The 18,972-nt window shown below is 59.6% G+C and carries 17 protein-coding genes; 9 read left to right on the forward strand and 8 right to left on the reverse strand.

What is annotated here, in order from left to right:
• Window positions 1-164: 164 nt before the first annotated feature.
• Window positions 165-1,346, reverse strand: a complete 1,182-nt coding sequence (gene hmpA, locus D3M70_RS10440) for an NO-inducible flavohemoprotein (RefSeq protein WP_120125674.1) — start codon at window positions 1,344-1,346, stop codon at window positions 165-167.
• 291 nt (window positions 1,347-1,637) lie between these two features.
• Between hmpA and D3M70_RS10445 the strand changes: the two genes are divergently transcribed.
• From D3M70_RS10445 to D3M70_RS10465, 5 genes are all read left to right on the forward strand, one after another.
• A complete protein-coding gene (locus tag D3M70_RS10445; protein ID WP_120125675.1) occupies window positions 1,638-2,534 on the forward strand; it encodes a chemotaxis protein CheV in 897 nt (298 codons plus the stop codon).
• A gap of 41 nt (window positions 2,535-2,575) precedes the next feature.
• On the forward strand, window positions 2,576-3,037 hold the full coding sequence (locus D3M70_RS10450) for an N-acetyltransferase (RefSeq protein ID WP_120125676.1): 462 nt from the start codon (window positions 2,576-2,578) through the stop codon (window positions 3,035-3,037).
• Between the two features lie 52 nt (window positions 3,038-3,089).
• Window positions 3,090-3,413: a hypothetical protein gene (locus D3M70_RS10455; protein ID WP_120125677.1), complete on the forward strand. Its 324-nt coding sequence runs from the start codon at window positions 3,090-3,092 to the stop codon at window positions 3,411-3,413.
• 217 nt (window positions 3,414-3,630) lie between these two features.
• Window positions 3,631-4,383, forward strand: a complete 753-nt coding sequence (locus D3M70_RS10460; protein ID WP_120125678.1) for a YkgJ family cysteine cluster protein — start codon at window positions 3,631-3,633, stop codon at window positions 4,381-4,383.
• Window positions 4,384-4,392: 9 nt separating this feature from the next.
• Window positions 4,393-5,355, forward strand: coding sequence for a GlxA family transcriptional regulator (locus D3M70_RS10465; RefSeq protein ID WP_120125679.1), 963 nt, complete (start codon window positions 4,393-4,395; stop codon window positions 5,353-5,355).
• A gap of 9 nt (window positions 5,356-5,364) precedes the next feature.
• Here the strand turns inward: D3M70_RS10465 and D3M70_RS10470 are convergent, their stop codons facing one another.
• From D3M70_RS10470 to D3M70_RS10500, 7 genes are all read right to left on the reverse strand, one after another.
• Window positions 5,365-5,601 (reverse strand): hypothetical protein, encoded by a 237-nt coding sequence (locus D3M70_RS10470; RefSeq protein ID WP_120125680.1) that lies wholly within the window; start codon window positions 5,599-5,601, stop codon window positions 5,365-5,367.
• Between the two features lie 107 nt (window positions 5,602-5,708).
• Complete coding sequence (locus D3M70_RS10475; protein ID WP_120125681.1) at window positions 5,709-6,710, reverse strand: fimbrial protein; 1,002 nt, start codon at window positions 6,708-6,710, stop codon at window positions 5,709-5,711.
• Window positions 6,704-7,465: a molecular chaperone gene (locus D3M70_RS10480; RefSeq protein ID WP_120125682.1), complete on the reverse strand. Its 762-nt coding sequence runs from the start codon at window positions 7,463-7,465 to the stop codon at window positions 6,704-6,706. The genes D3M70_RS10475 and D3M70_RS10480 overlap by 7 nt, the downstream gene beginning before the upstream one ends.
• On the reverse strand, window positions 7,462-10,026 hold the full coding sequence (locus tag D3M70_RS10485) for a fimbria/pilus outer membrane usher protein (RefSeq protein WP_120125683.1): 2,565 nt from the start codon (window positions 10,024-10,026) through the stop codon (window positions 7,462-7,464). The genes D3M70_RS10480 and D3M70_RS10485 overlap by 4 nt, the downstream gene beginning before the upstream one ends.
• Window positions 10,027-10,162: 136 nt before the next feature.
• On the reverse strand, window positions 10,163-10,918 hold the full coding sequence (locus D3M70_RS10490; RefSeq protein WP_120125684.1) for a molecular chaperone: 756 nt from the start codon (window positions 10,916-10,918) through the stop codon (window positions 10,163-10,165).
• 63 nt (window positions 10,919-10,981) lie between these two features.
• Window positions 10,982-11,560 carry a fimbrial protein gene (locus D3M70_RS10495; protein ID WP_120125685.1) on the reverse strand — a complete coding sequence of 193 codons (579 nt, stop codon included), beginning with the start codon at window positions 11,558-11,560 and terminating at the stop codon, window positions 10,982-10,984.
• Between the two features lie 332 nt (window positions 11,561-11,892).
• Window positions 11,893-12,222, reverse strand: coding sequence for a hypothetical protein (locus D3M70_RS10500; protein WP_120125686.1), 330 nt, complete (start codon window positions 12,220-12,222; stop codon window positions 11,893-11,895).
• Between the two features lie 298 nt (window positions 12,223-12,520).
• Between D3M70_RS10500 and D3M70_RS10505 the strand changes: the two genes are divergently transcribed.
• From D3M70_RS10505 to D3M70_RS10520, 4 genes are read left to right on the forward strand one after another with little or no spacing between them, the layout of a single operon-like run.
• The gene (locus D3M70_RS10505; RefSeq protein WP_120125687.1) at window positions 12,521-13,693 is read left to right on the forward strand and encodes an efflux RND transporter periplasmic adaptor subunit; all 1,173 of its coding nucleotides are present in this window, start codon (window positions 12,521-12,523) and stop codon (window positions 13,691-13,693) included.
• Window positions 13,690-16,824 carry a multidrug efflux RND transporter permease subunit gene (locus D3M70_RS10510; protein WP_120125688.1) on the forward strand — a complete coding sequence of 1,045 codons (3,135 nt, stop codon included), beginning with the start codon at window positions 13,690-13,692 and terminating at the stop codon, window positions 16,822-16,824. The genes D3M70_RS10505 and D3M70_RS10510 overlap by 4 nt, the downstream gene beginning before the upstream one ends.
• Before the next feature lie 24 nt (window positions 16,825-16,848).
• Complete coding sequence (locus D3M70_RS10515; protein WP_120125689.1) at window positions 16,849-17,526, forward strand: heavy metal response regulator transcription factor; 678 nt, start codon at window positions 16,849-16,851, stop codon at window positions 17,524-17,526.
• The gene (locus D3M70_RS10520; RefSeq protein WP_120125690.1) at window positions 17,516-18,880 is read left to right on the forward strand and encodes a heavy metal sensor histidine kinase; all 1,365 of its coding nucleotides are present in this window, start codon (window positions 17,516-17,518) and stop codon (window positions 18,878-18,880) included. Before D3M70_RS10515 ends, D3M70_RS10520 begins: the two co-directional genes overlap by 11 nt.
• Window positions 18,881-18,972 lie beyond the last annotated feature (92 nt).

The raw sequence follows: 18,972 nt of genomic DNA on the forward strand, positions 1-18,972 counted from the left end.
ACAGGTCGGCATTACCCGAACATTAAGCACAACACGCAACAATCGACCGACACCGAACCCGACCTCTTCCTTATATATAGAAGAGTGCGACACTCTGCCGCAGGGACCGAACGTCGCACCCCTTCTATATATAGGAGCATGCGTCTATTTGTCGCACACCAGACTCACTCCAGCGCGGAAGCCGGGCCGAAGAATTCGTAACGAGCCTGGCCATCCGGAACGCCCGCTGCCCTCAGTTGACGCCTGACCGATGCCATGAAGCCTTTAGGCCCGAGAAAGTACGCATCCACATCACGATTTTCCGGCAGCCATTGTTCCAGACGCGCCTGGTCGAGCAGGCCAATGCCATGCCCCGCCGGGCTGGCGCCGTCGTCTTCGCTGTACAGGTAGAAACGCTTGAGCTGTGGATGCCTGGCTGCGAGGTCTTCGACCCAGTCGCGAAAAGCGTGCACCGAGCCGTTGCGGGCGCAGTGGATGAAATGGATCGGGCGTTGAGTCTCCAGGGCCGCCTCCAGCATTGCCAGCGTCGGGGTTATGCCGACCCCGCCACTGATCAGCACCAGTGGTTTCTCGCTGTGGGTCAGGGTGAACTCGCCGGATGGCGTGAACAGGTTGATGCTGTCACCCACTTGCACGTGGTCATGCAGGTAGTTTGAGGCGCGACCACCGGGTTCGCGCTTGACGCTGATGCGGTACTGGTTATTGCCCGCTCGGGCTGACAGCGAGTAATTACGGCGGACTTCCTCGCCGTCCAGGAACAGCTGCATGCCAATGTACTGGCCGGGGGTAAAATCAAGGATCGGCTGGCCGTCAGCCGGTGCGAAGTAGAACGAGGTGATCTCGGCGCTTTCCGGGATCTTGGCCACGATCTTGAATTCCCGCGCCCCACGCCAGCCCCCTGACGCCTGGGCCTTTTCGTCGTAGATGGATTTTTCGGCGCCAATCAGGATGTCGGCCAGTTGCCCATAGGCATTGCCCCAGGCAGAGATGACTTCGTCAGTGGCGATCTCCTCGCCGAGCACTTCGCGGATGGCTTCCAGCAGGCATTCGCCGACCAGGGGATAGTGCTCCGGCAGGATCTGCAGCGCGACGTGTTTGTTGATGATCTTGGCGACCAGATCCCCCAACTGCTCAAGCTGATCGATATGGCGGGCGTACATCAAAACGCCGTTGGCCAGCGCCCGGGGCTGATCGCCACTGGCCTGATGCGCCTGATTGAACAGCGGGCGCACCTGAGGGTATCGGCTGAGCAGTTTCTTGTAAAAGTGGGTGGTCAGCGCTTCACCGCCACTTTCCAGCAAGGGAACGGTGGATTTGACGATGGCACGATCCGACGCATTCAACATGATTGACTCCTGAGACTCGATGAGTAAGTGATGTTCTGTGTATATCAGGAAGCGTGCCAGCTATTAAAACCTTTTAAATCAACGAGATAATGAGTGTTTGTCATTTTGACCCAATCGCATGTGCAGTCATAAAGACTGGTCAGACGTCATTTTGACAACACTGTCCACTCCGCCCATAGAGTGGACCGCGCTGAGAAAGCGCTAAAGCCTGCCTGCGCGGGGTCGATAAACCGTCATCGAAAGCTGTTCGCTCTTTCAGAGGCAACAGACACCGCATCACAGAAGGTTCATATGTCCAAAAACGTCCGCGCAGATTCACTCTCGCTTCTGCTGTTCACGTTACGCAGCGGAAAGCTGATGGCGATCAACCTGCTCAAGGTCAGTGAGATCATTCCCTGCCCTCCCCTGACCCGCTTGCCCGAGTCGCACCCACACGTCAAAGGCGTCGCGACATTACGCGGCAATTCGCTGTCGGTGATCGATCTCAGTCGCGCCATCGGCGAGCGTCCACTGCTCGACCCGGACGGCGGTTGTCTGATCGTCACCGATGTCAGCCGGTCCAAGCAGGGTCTGCATGTGCAGGCGGTGAGCAAGATCGTCCACTGCCTGACCACCGACATTCGCCCGCCGCCCTTCGGTTCCGGCAACAAGTCGTTCATCACCGGCGTGACACAGGTCGATGGCACGCTGGTTCAAGTGCTGGACATTGAAAAGGTCATCCACGGCATCGCGCCGGCGCGGATTCTCGCCGAGCCCACCGAGCTTAGCCCGGAAGAAATCGAAGTGCTGACCAAGGCGCGCATTCTGGTGGTCGACGACAGCCAGGTTGCGCTCCAACAGTCGGTCATTACCCTGCGCAATCTGGGGATCGAATGCCATACCGCACGCAGTGCCCGGGAAGCCATCGATCATTTGCTGGACTTGCAAGGCACTGCGCAGCAGATCAACGTTGTCGTGTCGGACATCGAAATGTCCGAAATGGATGGCTACGCTTTCACACGCACCCTGCGTGAAACCCCTAATTTCCAGGAGCTTTACGTGTTGTTGCACACTTCACTGGACAGTGCGATGAACGCAGAGAAAGCCAAGGCCGCTGGCGCCAACGCCGTGCTGACCAAATTCTCCTCGCCCGAGCTCACACGATGCTTGATCGAAGCCGCACGTACGGTCGAAGCCCAGGGAATCTGAGGCCCGGAATCGACGACGCCTCCGCCCGCCATTATTGGCTGATGCGTCGCGACCTCAACCTGCCGCGCCGTCCAGTGGTCTGGCCGCTTTCAATGCGCGAAGTCCCATTCTGTGTGGAGAACGCTTTTGACGTGCATCAGCTGTTCATGCTCGGCACGCGTGATGGCGGTGGCCGGGTAGCGGATTTCACGACGTGGCTGGAGGCCTTCGAGCGTGATCCGGAATTTGATCGCGAACTGTGTTTCGTCGTCGAAGATCCCTTGGGTGTGGTCGCCGTGGCTCAGGGCTGGACCAGCGCGTTTATCCGCAACCTCGTCGTTCACCCTCGCGCACAGCGTCGCGGCCTGGGCATCGCCCTGCTAGACCGTGCATTCGAAGCCTTCGCCGAACGCCGCGAAGGCCATGTCGATCTCAAGGTCATGGAAAGCAACCGGGCCGCAAGGCAGCTCTATGAGCGCGCGGGCATGGATTATGTTCACCGCTGCGAACTCGACCCGCGCTGAGCCAGTCCAAGTCGCTGTCCTATATTCCAACGAGACAACGACGGAGATACCCATGAAAACGACCACCCTGCTGTTGCTGGGCCTGAGCGCACTCGCGGGCCAGGCGAGCGCATCCAGTGATGACGCCTGGAAAGCGTTCGACAAGACGCTGGTGGACAGTTGTGTCGCAGCCAGCTCGCTGAAGAATGCCAAACCCGCCGGCGCTTCGGCGATGTTCGATGACAGCGTGGGCTACAGCGCGCTGCTTATCAAAGGCCAGTACAAACAGGCCTTCATGAAAAACAAGACCGGCACAGAACTGTGCCTGTATGACCGCAAGAACAAGAAAGCCCTGATCACCGAGTGGGATAACGTGACGACGCTGCCGAAGAAATAACCCGCTGACTATTCAGAAATCTCCCTCAATGCCCCGGCTGGTCGGCGGATGCCCTCCGCCGGCAAGCTGGACTGCCGAAGATTGCGAGTTCAGCCAATGACGCTGGCGCATAACTTGCTGCATTTCCCGCCATCTACAGAATCCTCTCCCGCGCTGACAGATAACCAGCGCGAGGCTGCGGGGTTTCTTCTTTATGAGCTGGCGGCGTTTTCTTCCGATGAACACTCAGTTTTCCTGCGTCGGCTGCGGCAAGTGCTGCACCGACCATCACGTTCCTTTGACACTCGTGGAGGCCGCGCATTGGGCGGCTGACGGCGGTTCGGTCATCGTGCTGACCGAAGCGTTCCTGGCCGATGGCTACGGCGTTCCTCCCGAGCAGATCAGCCACGCGACACGCCGCTCGCACCCCGTCAACAGCGGCTCGGCACAGGCCCTGGTGGCCATCACCTTTGCTGCTTACAACGCGGGCCGATGCCGAAATCTTGACGCGGACAATCTCTGCCGCATCTACGAGCGGCGCCCGCTGGTGTGCCGGATCTATCCCATGGAGATCAATCCGCATATCCCGCTGCGGCCGCAAGCCAAGGACTGCCCGAGCGAATCCTGGGCCCAGGGACCGGACCTGATCGTTGGCGGTCAGTTGGTGGATCAACAGTTGATGGCGCTGATCGAGCAGTCTCGGCAGGCGGATCGTGACGACATCGCCCAAAAGCAGGCGATCTGCATGGCGCTGGGTATCAATACCACGGCGCTCAAAGGCAACGGCTTCGTGGCCTATCTACCGGACATGAACGCCTTCGCTTCGGCAGTCGCTCAATCGGGCGCTGGAACGTTGCCAGAAGTATCGAACGATGGCTGGGGCTTCCGCGTGACTGGCGAAACGGCGACACGACGGTTGCAACAGACAGGCGTCAGGCTGGAGTCAGGGGAGTCAATGAGCTATATGTTCATCCCGTTGCAGAGCGACTGAGGCCGTTCGATGAAAAGCGTCGCGATCGTGCTGTTCCCCCACGTTCAGTCACTGGACGTCGCAGGCCCGCTGGACGTATTTGCCGAAGCCAATGGGTTCGTGGCCCAGGAAGATGCCTACCAGATCACCACCATCGGCACCGCTCCCTACCCGATCATGGCGTCCAACGGTATGCCGTTGGGCGCTCGCCATGATCTGGCCGATGCACCGAAGCAGTTCGATATTCTACTGGTGCCGGGAGGTCCACTGCTGCCGACGGATAAGGAAATGCCGCACATCACGGCCTGGCTTCATGAGGCCGCGCCGTTGGCGGGGCGCTATGGATCGATCTGCACCGGCGCGTTCATCCTTGGCCACGCGGGCCTGCTGGATGGCAAGAGCGCTGCCACCCACTGGAGCCATGCGCAGCAACTGGCTGATCGGTTTCCACTGGCGCAGGTGGAACCCGACCGAATCTACGTTCGCGACGGGAAACTGCTGACGTCGGCGGGTGTGACCGCAGGCATCGACATGGCCTTGGCATTGGTCGCCGAAGATCATGGCCCGGCCATTGCCCTGGCTGTCGCCAAACGGTTGTTGGTGGTAGCGCAGCGTCAGGGCGGTCAGTCGCAGTTCAGCCCCTACCTTACTGCTTCGGTGGACGATGACTCGCCCGTCGCCAAGATCCAGCGCTATGTCATGGAACACATCAGCGAACCGTTTTCAGTGGAGCGGCTGGCAGAAGTGGTTTCCATGAGCCCGCGCAGCTTCGCCCGAGTGTTCGCTCGCGACGCAAAGGTCACGCCCGCCGAGTTCGTACAACGTGCGCGGATCGACGCAGCGCGCCATTTGCTGGAAGGCAGCGAAATGGCGATCAAGGCCGTGGCCTATCACTGTGGATTCGGCAGCGCAGCGCGGATGCGGCTGATCTTCAGTCAGCGCCTTGGCGTGACGCCAACGCAATACCGCGACAGTTTTCGCAAGGAAGGCTGACAGCCGTGTTCAGCGCTTGCCCATGGAGCGACGAGTACCGGAAGGCGCAGCGCCTGGGCGCTTGTCGTGATTGGACTTGCCCGATCCCTTGTAGTACGGCTGATCTTTCTTTGCCTGCGCCAGCTCGGCTGGTTTGAAGGGAAAGCGAAAAGCCGGGATGGCCGGTTTGACGTCGTTCGACGCGACGTTGGCATCGACCGGTTCAATGGCAGTGTCAGGAGCTGAGGTGTGTTCAGGGGTGGTCATGAAAGCTCCGTAATCGTGAAACGGTCGATGGGTGATCAGGCAGTGCCCGCAGGGCGCGCAGCATACCTGAATCGCCGAACGACTGCCTGTGACAACCGAGCAGCGGCTTATTTGTAGAACAAGTCCACCATCAGCTCTGCCGAAAAGGGCCCGGGTCTGGGCACACTGTTTTGCCATATCAGCTCGGCGTTGAAATCGGCAGTCGCCGAATAGTTGCCCTCTGGCAGGTCGGTAATGTGAAAGGGTTCATGGTAGGGGACAGGCTGATCGGTGATCGCATTGGTGATGCGAATACCAATACTGTCGTTGTTCACGGGGATCAGGACATCGCCGGACAACGTGCCGGAAACCGGAGTGAAGCGCGCGTTCAGGCTGAAGGGCGAATCGCAGGTGCGACTGGTCGCGAGCGCAAAACGCTGGAAGGTCGCCACCTCCCCCACCCGCACATTTCTGATGGCGACATCGCCGAACTCAACGGTTTCCGGCATGACGCGCAACTCGGCATCACAGGCGACGAAACGTAACCCGCCAAGATTGTTGATCACGTAGTTCAGGTTACTGTCAGGCACCGGGGTCATCCCGCTGGCGCCGTCGATCTGGAACATCCGGTAGTCGGTCAGATCGCTCGCGACGCCGGATGGCGGGGTCGGACCGAACTTCTGAATGAACACCGAAAACGGCAGACTGAAACTGACGCTCGGACACGCCTTGAGGTTTTCACCGGCATTACTGCACGCAGGTAGCAGTTGCTGCGTGGGAATTCGTCCCTGAGCCTGCACATAATCAACGCCATTGAGTGTCAGCCCGGCACGAATGCCCTGACCTATCTGAAGGTTTTCGGGGTTCAGATACAGGAACACTTCCTCTGCACCGCCCGGTTGATTCCGGGAACACTCGACGGGAATGTTCAGCCGCTCTGAACGCCAGACCGCGCTGCCATCGGGCAATGTCGCGGGAATGGCAACGCTGCTGCTCAGATCGGCTCGGATCACGGTCTCACCGGCTCCTTGCGTCTTGCAGGTCATCGCCATCCCGGTGGCTGGGAGCAGAAAAGTCAGAAGAAAGGTCGGACACCAGCGGGTATAACAGGAAGTCAACACAGTCAGCATTTCCCTATGGATGATTGGGCACCCGGTCTGCGCAACCGGGCGTTGAACGGTGTATCGGTCAGAACGTTGGCGCAGAACTCGCGCTGTCCTCCGTAGTCGGTCAGCGCCTTGAAATTCAGGCTGCCAGACGCTGCCTGGTCACTGACACTCCCGGTCACGGGCAACGTGCGCTCGGAAAAAGGTTTGATCATCAGGTCCTCAGTGACCTCGATGCCGTTGAGGGCCAGACGTTGAAGCACAACGTGAAAAGGCGTCGGGTTACGCACGCTCAGTGTTCCGCGACCGGCAGCGCGCCAATGCCAGGCGAGCATCTGCGCCGCCTGCGCCGGATCGCCAGTCAGCCCCTTGGGGCGATAAAACACGTTAATGCGCTGACGCACCGCGATGCTCAGTCGCTGGTTGGCCTCGCTGCGGCGCGGCACCTCCAGCACGTACAGGTGCAACAAAGATTCGCGGTCGATCGGCATGCCAACCCCCTCGTACAGCACCCTCATCATTTGTCTGCCCTTGGCGGGCAGCTGTGCCAGATGCGGCGTGACGACAAACGGCAGCGTCGATTTACCGCCTGGGGGCGCGTTGGCATCAGCCAGCCACGCCTGGATCAGCACTTGATCGCTGCCGGGGTTGCCCACCTCGATCGCGGCCTCTGGGAAGCGGCCATCGAAAATCAGCCTCGTTCCAGCCAACGACACCACCGCGACTGCATCGCTGCTGAAAAACGCCACGAGCGCGCACACCACTGTCTTCCAGATCATTGGCAAAGCACCTTGACCCGGTCATAGGTCCGTTGTGGGTTTCGGGGAGGAAGATCGAATCGTGCACGGCATTGCTGATCGGACCATCTGGCGATGAGCTCGCCCGTGTCCTGCTCGCTCAATACCAGCGCGCGACTGGTGGGATCGACTGCGGCCAGCAGCTTTCCATGTTCGTCTTCGATCACTGCACCAAGCGGCAGTCGGCTGCCATCCGGGCGGACCAACTCGAACTGCACACGACGTCCGACTGCCGCCTTGAAGCTGACCAAAGGCACGGCACCCCGACGAGGGACGACCTGTGAAACGGCATTCTCCAGTTCCACATCGGCGCCCAACTGACGCGTATCGAGACTGACCCAATTCGCACGATAAGGCTGAGCGTAAGGCAGGATCGCGTAACCATTGCGTCCGGTTTCAACGTTGCTGAAGTTGGTCAGTTGTGCGCCATCGACGTCCTTGACCTGAACCAGCGCAAAAGTTTCACCCAGGGGCTGACCGAAGTTCACCCCGCCCGCATGAGCCACGACGGAGCCCGCAGCCCCCAGACTGACTGTGCGATAGTCACGTCCTTGACCGTATCCTGCGTCGAACCGTCCGTACGGCTTGGTGGTCGTGAGTTTGCCGAACCCGGCAGAACCGGACCGGTTATCGTGGCCGGTCTGAACCGAATAGAACGTATTGCGATCATCGAGCACCTGGCCATTGAGGCCAGCCTGCAGGTCGTAGTCGCCGCTACCGTCATGTACCGCATTGAAAAACGCTCGCGACGACCCGGAGCTGTCGCCCAGCGGCAGGCTCAAAGTCAGTGCGATGCGGTTGTCGGACTGACTGTGCCCGTCACGCTCAAAGGTCTGGTTGCGCTCTACGGCAAGGCTGTAACTCAGACTCCGCCACCCGGCGTTCCAGGACAGATAAAACTGTCGCGTCTTGCCGGCCATGTCCCAATAACGCTGCTCGGATCCGGTAAAGCTCAGCGACGCGGCCTGCTCGGGCAGGGATTGAGTGAGGTTGAATTCAACGCGATCCTTGGCCCGCCCATAACGTGTCGGGTTGAAGCTCTGCAACTCTTCGACATGCTCATCGAACGTGCGGTACTGGTCGGTGGAGTAACGGTATCCGGCCACCGCCACGGTCGTGTTGGTCAGGTCGAGAGTATTGGCGTAGCGCAGACGCAGGCTTTGCCCGCTGTACGTCTGCAGTCGCTGCTGACTGATCGATTGCGTGAGATCAAGAGAGACAGCGCCTAGCCCGGTATTGACCCCGGCGCCGATATTCCCCGCCTGATAGTCCTCAGCGATCTGGGCCCCACCGGCAGCCGTCACGCGTTCCGTCAGACCATAGACCAACGTCCCGCTGCCGAAACTCGGCGACTCGCCACCCTGAGCGTTGCTGTCGTACTGACCCACGGCCAGGCTGTAACGCAACGCGCCCTTCGGCACCATGATCGGCAACGACGCGTAAGCCTGGATGAAAACACGCTTGCGGCCATCGGCCTCGACCACCGTCACCTCCAGATCGCCGTTGGAACCGCTGGGATAGATGTCGGAAATCTCGAATGGCCCGGGAGAAACATTCCCGCTGTAGAGCATGAAGCCGTTCTGCCTCACCTCCACCGTGGCGTTGGTTTCGGCGATGCCGCGAATGACCGGCGCATAGACGCGTTCATTGTCCGGCAGCATCCCGTCATCGGACTCAAGCATGGCCCCGCGAAAGCGTACGCTGTCGAACACCTGCGACTCGGTGAAGGTTTCACCCAGCGTCAACTGGCTCTTCAACGAACTGATGTCGCGCTGGACAAAGGTGCGGTTGCTTCGAAAACGGTAGGGCTGATCGTCGCCGTAGGTGACGGAAGACTCGTTGCGCAATCGCCATGCTCCGACGTTCAACCCGTTGCGCAAACCAAGGTAATACTGGTCTCGGGACTGACCGTCGCGCGTGCGGCGCGAACCGCTGAAGTTGTAATTGACGAAGCCGACCGTCTCGCCCTCATCCCACAGTTCTGGAGGCACGTAACCTCGCGCGCTGCGCGTCATCATTGCCTGAGGGATACTGACGTTCAGCCGCAGACTTGCGGGCTGATAGTCAACGTGGGCGAATTCGACGTTCCTTGGCAAATCGAAACAGCCATTCGCCCCCGCATCTGTGCTCTTCATATCACGGGTATCCACACCGAACTGACTCAGCATCTCCACGGTCAGGCAGGCTTCGATGGCGCCGGAGGCCGGATTGGCAGCAAAGCTGATGTCGCGTCGTCCGCTCAGCTTGCGGTTGACATAAACGTCGACACGGTAGGTGCCTGGTAGCACGCTGTTCCCTTGCAGAAAGGTGTTCAGGTCCGCTGGTTGATCCGTCCCTTGAATGAATGCCGTGTTGAATTTCACTCCGCCTTCATCGGTCATGGCCATGGCGCTGGAGCCGATCATCCATGCAGTGGTCGCTGCGATACAGGCGGACAATGGGTGACGCTTGTGCGTCTTTCGACCGTCTGCCTTGCGCTCACAGGCGCAAAGCGAAACAGATCCGGGGATGTGTCCCTCGTTGTTCTTTTCTCGCCGTTCCATTCGCTAATTTCACTCGTACTCTGAGTGTCGATGCGCTGCCAATTCCTTTCCCGCAGGCGCACGACGCCCCAGCCGGGGTTGCCTCCGACTGGAAAAAGGGGTCAACGGAAAAAATCCCGGCCAGCGTGGAAAATCGCTAGTCGGGACGAGACTCGGTCTTGCTCGCCTGGGTCGCTCTGTCCCCAAGCACACTGGCGCGATAAGACTCTTGAGCGCCGAAGTCATTGATGCTGGTGAACGCCAGCTCCAACGGGCCGGGTCCGGACGCCTGTTTGAGGGGCAATAGCAACCGCTGCGCAGGTGCGAGCATGCGGTTCTCGTCGAGGAGCATCACCTGCCCTTTCTGCCGGCCCTCAATTTTGAGCATCGATACGTGGTAAGGCCCCGGGTTGATGACCTCAAGCTGGCGACCGCGCAGTTGCCACTTCAAAGACTGCGCTGCCTTGGAGGGATCTGCGATCAAACCCTGGGGCCGGTAGAACAATTTGATGCGTTGTCGGATGGCGATCTGCAGTTGGTTTTCATCACCGGTTTGCGGTATTTCCTGAACGTTGAGCCAGAGCACCGACTCGCGATCCTGGGCAAGGCCTTCGCCCGAATAGATGAGCCTGATGAGCTGTCTGCCGTCGCCGGACATTCGCGCCAGAGACGGGGTAATCGCGAAAGGTGGAGGCGTCGACGTTACCGATTCCCGGTCTGCTTCAAGCCAGGACTGCGCAAGGATGTCGCCGGTCCCGGTGTTGTGCACCTGAAGAGAGACTTCCTTGTCGGCGCCCGAGTAAATGACGCGTGTTGTGTTCAGCACGATGCCCGCCTGCGCCTGGGCAGCCAGCGTCATCGCCAGCCCCGACCACAACCACAGGCCTGAGCTACGAATAAGGTTTGAAACCATGAGAGGAAACCGCCTTGGGTTCAGAAGAAGGCGAAGCGAGCGATGCTCGCCCCGCCCGCTGCATTACAGGTATTCCATTACGAATGGCAGGAAGCCATCGGCCTGACCAGGATTGGTGGCCGCCCCGTTCAATACATAAACGGCGCCGAAGTTGAGTTCAGCTCGCAGAACGCCTGCATCTTCAACGAGTTCAGCGGAGATTTTCTCGTCACCATTGAGTTCCATCAATTGGTCAGCGGTATTGATCAAGCCGATGCCAACACCGTCCGCAGCACCCGTGGTGCGCAGCAGTCGTTGATCAAGATTGTCCAGGCCGCTGCCCTGGCGGGCGACGAAACGCATGTCCACCTGACTGTACTGCCCGGTGCCGCCGCTGCACTCCACCAGCAGCTGGATCGGCGAAGCGGTTTCGAGTTTGGCAGTTGCAAAGTCGCCGATGTCGGAGAACGAAACGTTGCCCAGGTCCACGTTGATGTCTGTGCCGTTGCCAGGGCTGGTGCCGCTGCCCGCTGTCACGTCGCAGGTCATATCCGTGAGCGTTCCGGTAAAAATCAGCTTGCCGTTGTTTGCAGCGTTGGCAGTGCTCGCTACGCTAAGACCCAGCGCGGCCAGGATGGCCAGAGAAAGAGAAATCTTCTTCATGTTAACGACGTTCCTTGTGTCAGTTCGTGTGTGCCCAAGAGGACGACGAGAACTATAAGTGCGCCGCCGGCGAGCGGCTGTCAGGCTATCTACCTTGAGAGCGCAGAAACGACAGTGTGGCTTGCGAGAACTTTCTGTAGGAAATGACAGAATTAAGTCAGCCGCCTGATAACACGTGGCCTGGCGGGATATCGTTCAAATAAAAGAGTGATCCAACCTTTGCATTCGATTTTTAAGGATTGATGCCGGTGGACGAATCGCAGGCATGAAAAAGCCGCCTGTGCCGAAGCAGCCCAGCGGCCTTTTTTGCGCTTGCAGTCGCAAGCGGTGGATTACTGATAGGTCAGGGTGACGATGCCGCCGTGAAGATCGGCCGTGATCGAGGTGTGTTCGGCATAGGCGGTCGAAACCGGCACGGTCGCGCCCTCGCATGCGTCGTCGTGATTCATGAGCCCGACACTGAGTCTGTCACTCACCTTCAGCGCCTTGAGCCCCTCCTGTTGTCCGGTACCTGTGACCACCCTGGCGTCGCAGCCAGCGTTGACGAGCTGTCCGTGGAACATCAGTGCATTCTCCTTCGCCGAGGCCGATGGCGCGCCCACGACACAGGCCCCGATAAACGCGATCGAAAAAAACATCGAAACAGTCTTCTTGCTTTTCATCGCCATACTCCGGAGTGATGACTGACCCGTTGAAGTTAAGTCGAGCCTGGGACAGCCGACAAGAAATCCGGAAGATCCATGTAGGAAATATCCCTAGAACAGGGATGCTTGCTCATCGAAATCCTCGCCTCTTCCCTGTTATCGCCTCGGTGCGCATATTCTTTACGCCACTTCATCCTCCGCCCTTCTCCAGCTGACAATATTGACAGGTAGCAGTCATTTTGCTGACCGGGTCGAGGGGTTATAAAGGAAGCTCTCGATTATCCGCCCACCACACTTTCGCTGGCGTTATCCCTGTATGCACAAGAAGAAAAAATCTGTGGTAGCCATTACCGCTCTGGTTGCACTGATTGCGATAGGTACCTGGTTCGTGACGCGCCCCAAGACCACGAAAGTCAGTGCGCCGGTTGCAGTGCCGGTTCAGGTGATCAACGTCGTTAAGAAGGATGTACCGCGCTATGTCACCGGCATCGGTTCGGTGCTCTCGCTGCAAAGTGTGGTGGTTCGCCCGCAGGTGGACGGCATCCTGACCAGGCTATTGGTCAAGGAAGGTCAACAGGTCAAGACCGGGGACCTGCTGGCGACAATCGATGACCGCTCGATTCGTGCAGCGCTGGAGCAGGCCAAAGCGCAGTTGAGCCAGAGCCAGGCGCAACTGGATGTCGCCCAGGTGGATCTCAAGCGATACAAGCTGCTGACGGTGGACAACAGCATTTCCAGACAGCAGTACGATCAGCAGCAGGCGTTGGTCAACCAGCTCAAGGCCACGGTCCTCGGTAATCAGGCATCGATCAACGCCTCGCAAGTGCAGCTTTCCTATACGCAAATCCGCTCCCCCGTGACCGGCCGGGTGGGCATTCGCAATGTCGACGAAGGCAACTTTCTGCGGGTCAGCGACGCGACGGGCCTGTTTTCCGTGACGCAGATCGACCCGGTGTCGGTGGAGTTTTCCCTGCCGCAACAGATGCTCCCAACCTTGCACGACCTGCTCAAAGCGCCCTCCCCCGCCAAGGTCAACGCCTATCTGGGCGAAGGCGCCAATGGCACGCTGCTGGGCGAAGGCGAGCTGACGCTCATCGACAATCAGGTCGCCGCCACCACCGGGACCATTCGCGCAAAGGCCACCTTTGACAATGCCAGCGAAAAACTCTGGCCCGGCCAACTGGTGACGGTGCGCATTCAGACCGCCATCGACCGCGACGCCTTGAAGGTCCCGCCGCAAGTGGTGCAACGGGGGATCGATCAGCACTTCGTGTATCGGGTCAAGGGTGACAAAGTCGAGGTGGTCCCCGTCAAGGTGCTGTACCAGGACAGCGACCTGACACTGATAAACGGTGTGAACGCCAACGACGTGCTGGTCAGTGATGGTCAGTCGCGTCTCAAGAACGGCGCGCACATTGAAGTAGTCAAGGCCGAGGCTGTCGACACGCTGGCCGCCTCTGCTGACGCCGCCAGCGGTGGCTCGAAATGAAAGGCCATGGATCGATTTCCGCGTGGTGCGTCAATCACCCGATCGCCACGGTTCTGCTGACGTTCGCGCTGATTCTCCTGGGGTGTATCGCGTTTCCTCGTTTGCCGGTCGCACCGTTGCCGGAAGCTGAATTTCCGACCATTCAAGTCACCGCGCAATTGCCCGGTGCCAGTCCGCAAACCATGGCTTCATCGGTTGCAACGCCGCTTGAAGTCCAGTTCAGCGCCATTCCCGGCATGACTCAGATGACGTCGAGCAGCGCACTCGGCTCGACCAACCTCACGCTGCAATTCGTGTTGAACAAAAGCATCGACACCGCCGCGCAGGAGGTGCAGGCAGCCATCAATACGGCCTCGGGACGTTTGCCAGCCGACCTGCCGACCGCGCCGACCTGGCGCAAGGTCAATCCGGCCGATAGCCCTGTGCTGATCCTCAGCGTCAGTTCCAATCTGATGCCGGGCACCGAGCTGAGCGATATCACCGAATCGCTTCTGGCGCGCCAGCTTAGTCAGATCAATGGCGTAGGCCAGGTCGCCATCACCGGGCAACAACGTCCCGCGATTCGCGTCCAGGCAGCGCCGGAGAAACTGGCCTCCATTGGTCTGACACTGGCCGATCTGCGCGGCACCTTGCAGCAGACCAGTCTGAACCTGGCGAAAGGTGCGTTGTACGGCAAGGACAGCATTTCTACCCTGGCCTCCAACGACCAACTGTTTCAGGCCAAGGACTACGAAAACCTGATCGTCTCCTACAGAGACGGCGCGCCGGTTCACCTGCGGGATGTCGCACGGGTCATCAACGGCTCGGAGAACGCCTACGTCAGAGCCTGGTCCGGAGACCAGCAGGGCGTGAACATCGTGGTCTTCCGCCAGCCCGGCGCCAACATCGTCGAAACCGTGGACCGCGTGCTGGGCGAACTGCCGCGCTTGCAGGAAATGCTGCCGGCATCGGTGGACGTCTCGGTGCTCAGCGACCGGACCAAGACCATTCGTGCCTCGTTGCATGAAGTCGAAATGACCTTGCTCATCGCCATTGCGCTGGTAATCGCGGTCATGGCGCTGTTTTTGCGCCAACTGTCCGCGACCCTGATCGTCACCGCCGTTCTGGGGGTGTCGCTGGTCGCCAGTTTTGCCCTGATGTATGTGCTCGGATTCAGCCTGAACAACCTGACGCTGGTGGCCATCGTCGTGGCTGTCGGTTTCGTCGTCGACGACGCCATCGTGGTAGTGGAGAACATTCACCGGCATCTGGAAGCCGGCGAAAGCATGCGCGATGCCGCGATCAAGGGCGCGGGCGAGATCGGCTTTACCGTGGTGTCCATCAGCTTTTCTCTGATCGCGGCGTTCATCCCGCTGCTGTTCATGGGCGGCGTGGTGGGCCGGCTGTTCAAGGAGTTCGCGCTGACCGCGACCTCCACCATTCTGATTTCGGTGCTGGTGTCGCTGACCCTGGCACCGACGCTGGCCGCGCTGTTCATGCGCGCGCCCAAACACGACGCGCAAGCCAACCCAGGCTTCGGTGAAAAACTGTTGGCGCATTATGCCCGGGGGGTGCGGTATGCCCTCGCCCATCAGCGCATGATGATGGGGATTTTCGGCCTGACGCTGGTGCTCGCGGTGGCCGGTTATGTGTTGATCCCCAAAGGCTTCTTTCCGGTTCAAGACACCGGAATGGTGCTGGGCACCAGTGAAGCGGCCGCGGACATCTCTTATCCGGACATGGTCGAGAAACACAAACAACTGGCGAAAATCATCGCAGCCGATCCCGCCGTCAAAGCCTTTTCCCACTCGGTGGGGGTCAGCGGCAGCAACCAGACCATCGCCAATGGCCGGGTCTGGATTGCGCTCAAGGACCGCGGCGACCGAGATGTTTCCGCGAGCCAGTTCATCGACCGCATCCGACCCAAACTGGCGAAGATTCCAGGCATCGTGCTGTACCTGCGCGCGGGGCAAGACATCAACCTGAGTTCAGGCCCGAGCCGCGCGCAATATCAATACGTGCTCAAGAGCAACAACGGCGCCTTGCTCAACGAGTGGACGCAGAAGCTCACGGAAAAACTGAAATCGATTTCGGCGTTCCGCGACCTGTCCAACGACTTGCAATTGGGCGGCAGCGTGACCCATCTGGACATCGACCGAAGTGCCGCTGCGCGATTCGGCCTGAGCACCGCAGACGTCGATCAGGCGCTTTACGACGCCTTCGGCCAACGGCAAATTAACGAGTACCAGACCGACATCAACCAGTACAAGGTCATCCTGGAGCTCGAACCTCAACAACGGGGCAAGGCCGAAAGCCTGAACTACTTCTATCTGCGTTCCCCGCTGACCAACGAGATGGTTCCGTTATCAGCGTTGGCGAAGGTCGGGGCGCCGAAGATGGGACCGTTGTCGATCAGCCATGACGGCATGTTCCCCGCCGCCAACCTGTCGTTCAACCTGTCGGCCGGTGTCGCTCTTGGCGATGCGGTGCTGCTGCTGGATCAGGCCAAGAACGAGATCGGCATGCCCGCCTCGATCATCGGTAATTTCCAGGGCGCGGCCCAGGCATTCCAAAGCTCGCTGGCCAATCAGCCGTGGCTGATCCTGGCGGCGCTGGTGGCGGTGTACATCATTCTGGGGGTGCTTTACGAAAGCTTCGTGCATCCGTTGACGATCATCTCCACCCTGCCCTCCGCCGGTATCGGCGCATTGCTGCTGTTGTGGCTCATGGGTCAGGATTTCTCGATCATGGGGCTGATCGGTATCGTGCTGCTGATCGGTATCGTCAAGAAGAACGGCATTCTGCTGGTGGATTTCGCGCTGGAGGGGCAACGCCAGCGCGGCCTTACGCCGCAGGAGGCGATTTATGAAGCCTGTCTGACGCGCTTTCGGCCGATCATCATGACCACGCTGGCGGCCTTGCTCGGTGCCCTGCCGCTCATGCTCGGCTATGGTGTCGGTGCCGAGCTGCGCCAGCCATTGGGTATCGCGGTGGTCGGAGGCTTGCTGGTGAGCCAGGCGCTGACGCTGTTCACCACGCCGGTGATTTACCTGCAACTGGAACGGGTTTTCCATCGCCGGCATCCAACGGCCACACCGACCCCGCCTTCAACGGCCAAGAAACCTGCGGCAATACTCGCTACTGAAAAGTAAGCACGGAAAAGTGAGAGTGGACCGATGCGTGTCCTGATTATCGAAGACGAAGAGAAAACCGCTGACTATCTGCATCGCGGTTTGACCGAACAGGGCTACACCACGGACGTTGCCCGGGATGGTATCGAAGGTCTGCACATGTCGCTGGAGAGCGAGTACGGCGTGATCATCCTTGACGTCATGCTGCCGGGCCTGGACGGTTATGGCGTGTTGCGGGCCTTGCGCGCACGTAAGCAGACGCCGGTGATCATGCTCACCGCTCGGGAGAACGTCGACGATCGGATTCGTGGCCTGCGTGAAGGCGCCGATGATTATCTGGGCAAGCCATTTTCGTTTCTGGAACTGGTGGCTCGTTTGCAAGCATTGACCCGACGCAGTGGCGGCCATGAACCGGTTCAGATCAGCATCGCCGATTTGTGGATCGACCTGATCAGCCGCAAGGCGACCCGCTCGGGGGCACGTCTGGACCTGACCGCCAAGGAGTTTTCGCTGCTCAGCGTGCTCGCCCGACGGCAGGGGGAAATCCTGTCCAAGACTTCGATTGCCGAAATGGTCTGGGACATCAATTTCGACAGTGATGCCAACGTCGTCGAAGTCGCGATCAAACGCCTGCGCGCCAAACTCGACGGTCCATTCGAACAGAAGCTGCTGCACACCATCCGTGGGATGGGCTATGTGCTGGAGAGCCGTCGTGTCGAGTAACTCCATCGCCATTCGCCTGAGCGGCATGTTCGCGCTGGTGGCGTTGCTGGTGTTTCTGCTAATTGGCTGGGCGTTGTACCTGCAGGTGGACAAGAGTCTGGGCCTGTTGCCGGAAGCCGAAGTGGATGCGCGTTACAGCGTGCTTGAGTCTGCCGTGCAGCGTTACGGCAACCCGGAGCATTGGGCCAAGATCAATGCCAAGCTCAGGTTGCTCAGCGAAGAAGACAAACGCCTGCGGTTCTGGGTGGTCAGCGACAATCCAACCTACGAGTTCGGCAATCCTGACGCCCAGATTCGCACGTTCGCCAACGGTCCGCTGGGCATGCGCGACCTGAACCTGAGCGATCATGATTATCCGTTCAAGGTGCTGGTCAGCCAGTTCCCGGCCAAGGACCAACGTCCGCCGCTGCGTTTTCTGACTGCCATCGATACCGAAACATTCTGGGAGACTCAGCACTCGCTGCTGATTGCGTTGATCAGTCTGGCGGCCGTCGGCATCGCGCTGGCGTCGGCGCTGGGCTACTGGGTGGCGCGCATCGGTCTTAAACCGCTGCATGCGCTGTCGCTGGAGGCCCGCAAACTGGCACCACCGCGTTTGTCCGGACGCCTCCAGTTGTCGCCTCTGCCGCCCGAACTCGATCAGTTCGTGACCTCGTTCAATTCGACGCTGGAGCGGGTTGAACAGGCCTATTCCCGGCTCGAGTCGTTCAATGCCGACGTTGCCCATGAGTTGCGCTCACCCCTGACCAACCTCATCGGCCAGACTCAGGTGGCGTTGACGCGGGGTCGTTCAGCGGAGCATTACTTCGAGGTCTTGCAGTCGAATCTGGAAGAGCTGGAACGGTTGCGCTCAATCATCAATGACATGCTGTTTCTGGCGAGCGCCGATCAGGGCAGCAAAGCCACCGAACTGACCCAATCCTCCCTGGCCGAAGAGGTGGCAACGACGCTGGACTATCTGGATTTCATTCTGGAAGACGCACACGTACAGGTTCAGGTGCGGGGCGACGCTCACGTCCCGTTCGAGAAGGCCCACCTTCGGCGTGCGCTGATCAATCTGCTGCACAACGCGGTGCAACACACCTCTGGCGGGAAGATCATTCATGTGGACATCAAGGTTGAGGGCGACCACGTCAGCATCGCGGTGAGCAACCCTGGCACGCAGATATCGGACGAGCACCTGCCCAAGCTGTTCGAGCGCTTTTATCGGGTGGACGCGTCACGCAGCAACAGCGGCGCCAATCACGGGTTGGGGCTGGCAATCGTCAAGGCCATTGCATTGATGCACGGCGGGAGTGTGTTCGCGCGCAGCGAGCACGGAGAGAACACGTTCGGGATCAATTTGCCGTGTTGAAACGGCATCACCTTTGGGCATTACGGAAGCAGTCCGGCTTGCCGGCGGTAGCAAATTCAAGGACGCCACCGCCGGCAAGCCGGACTGCTACA

The sequence above is a fragment of the Pseudomonas sp. LS-2 genome (assembly GCF_003605735.1).
GTDB lineage: Bacteria > Pseudomonadota > Gammaproteobacteria > Pseudomonadales > Pseudomonadaceae > Aquipseudomonas.

What these genes read in the sequence shown, in the direction of transcription:
- D3M70_RS10470 (WP_120125680.1), bottom strand. Translation starts at nt 5,601, where the DNA reads ATGACCACCCCTGAACACACCTCAGCTCCTGACACTGCCATTGAACCG.
- D3M70_RS10485 (WP_120125683.1), bottom strand. Translation starts at nt 10,026, where the DNA reads ATGGAACGGCGAGAAAAGAACAACGAGGGACACATCCCCGGATCTGTT.
- D3M70_RS10455 (WP_120125677.1), top strand. Translation starts at nt 3,090, where the DNA reads ATGAAAACGACCACCCTGCTGTTGCTGGGCCTGAGCGCACTCGCGGGC.
- D3M70_RS10495 (WP_120125685.1), bottom strand. Translation starts at nt 11,560, where the DNA reads ATGAAGAAGATTTCTCTTTCTCTGGCCATCCTGGCCGCGCTGGGTCTT.
- D3M70_RS10515 (WP_120125689.1), top strand. Translation starts at nt 16,849, where the DNA reads ATGCGTGTCCTGATTATCGAAGACGAAGAGAAAACCGCTGACTATCTG.
- D3M70_RS10465 (WP_120125679.1), top strand. Translation starts at nt 4,393, where the DNA reads ATGAAAAGCGTCGCGATCGTGCTGTTCCCCCACGTTCAGTCACTGGAC.
- D3M70_RS10480 (WP_120125682.1), bottom strand. Translation starts at nt 7,465, where the DNA reads ATGATCTGGAAGACAGTGGTGTGCGCGCTCGTGGCGTTTTTCAGCAGC.
- D3M70_RS10475 (WP_120125681.1), bottom strand. Translation starts at nt 6,710, where the DNA reads ATGCTGACTGTGTTGACTTCCTGTTATACCCGCTGGTGTCCGACCTTT.
- D3M70_RS10500 (WP_120125686.1), bottom strand. Translation starts at nt 12,222, where the DNA reads ATGAAAAGCAAGAAGACTGTTTCGATGTTTTTTTCGATCGCGTTTATC.
- hmpA (WP_120125674.1), bottom strand. Translation starts at nt 1,346, where the DNA reads ATGTTGAATGCGTCGGATCGTGCCATCGTCAAATCCACCGTTCCCTTG.
- D3M70_RS10510 (WP_120125688.1), top strand. Translation starts at nt 13,690, where the DNA reads ATGAAAGGCCATGGATCGATTTCCGCGTGGTGCGTCAATCACCCGATC.
- D3M70_RS10490 (WP_120125684.1), bottom strand. Translation starts at nt 10,918, where the DNA reads ATGGTTTCAAACCTTATTCGTAGCTCAGGCCTGTGGTTGTGGTCGGGG.
- D3M70_RS10505 (WP_120125687.1), top strand. Translation starts at nt 12,521, where the DNA reads ATGCACAAGAAGAAAAAATCTGTGGTAGCCATTACCGCTCTGGTTGCA.
- D3M70_RS10445 (WP_120125675.1), top strand. Translation starts at nt 1,638, where the DNA reads ATGTCCAAAAACGTCCGCGCAGATTCACTCTCGCTTCTGCTGTTCACG.
- D3M70_RS10460 (WP_120125678.1), top strand. Translation starts at nt 3,631, where the DNA reads ATGAACACTCAGTTTTCCTGCGTCGGCTGCGGCAAGTGCTGCACCGAC.
- D3M70_RS10450 (WP_120125676.1), top strand. Translation starts at nt 2,576, where the DNA reads ATGCGTCGCGACCTCAACCTGCCGCGCCGTCCAGTGGTCTGGCCGCTT.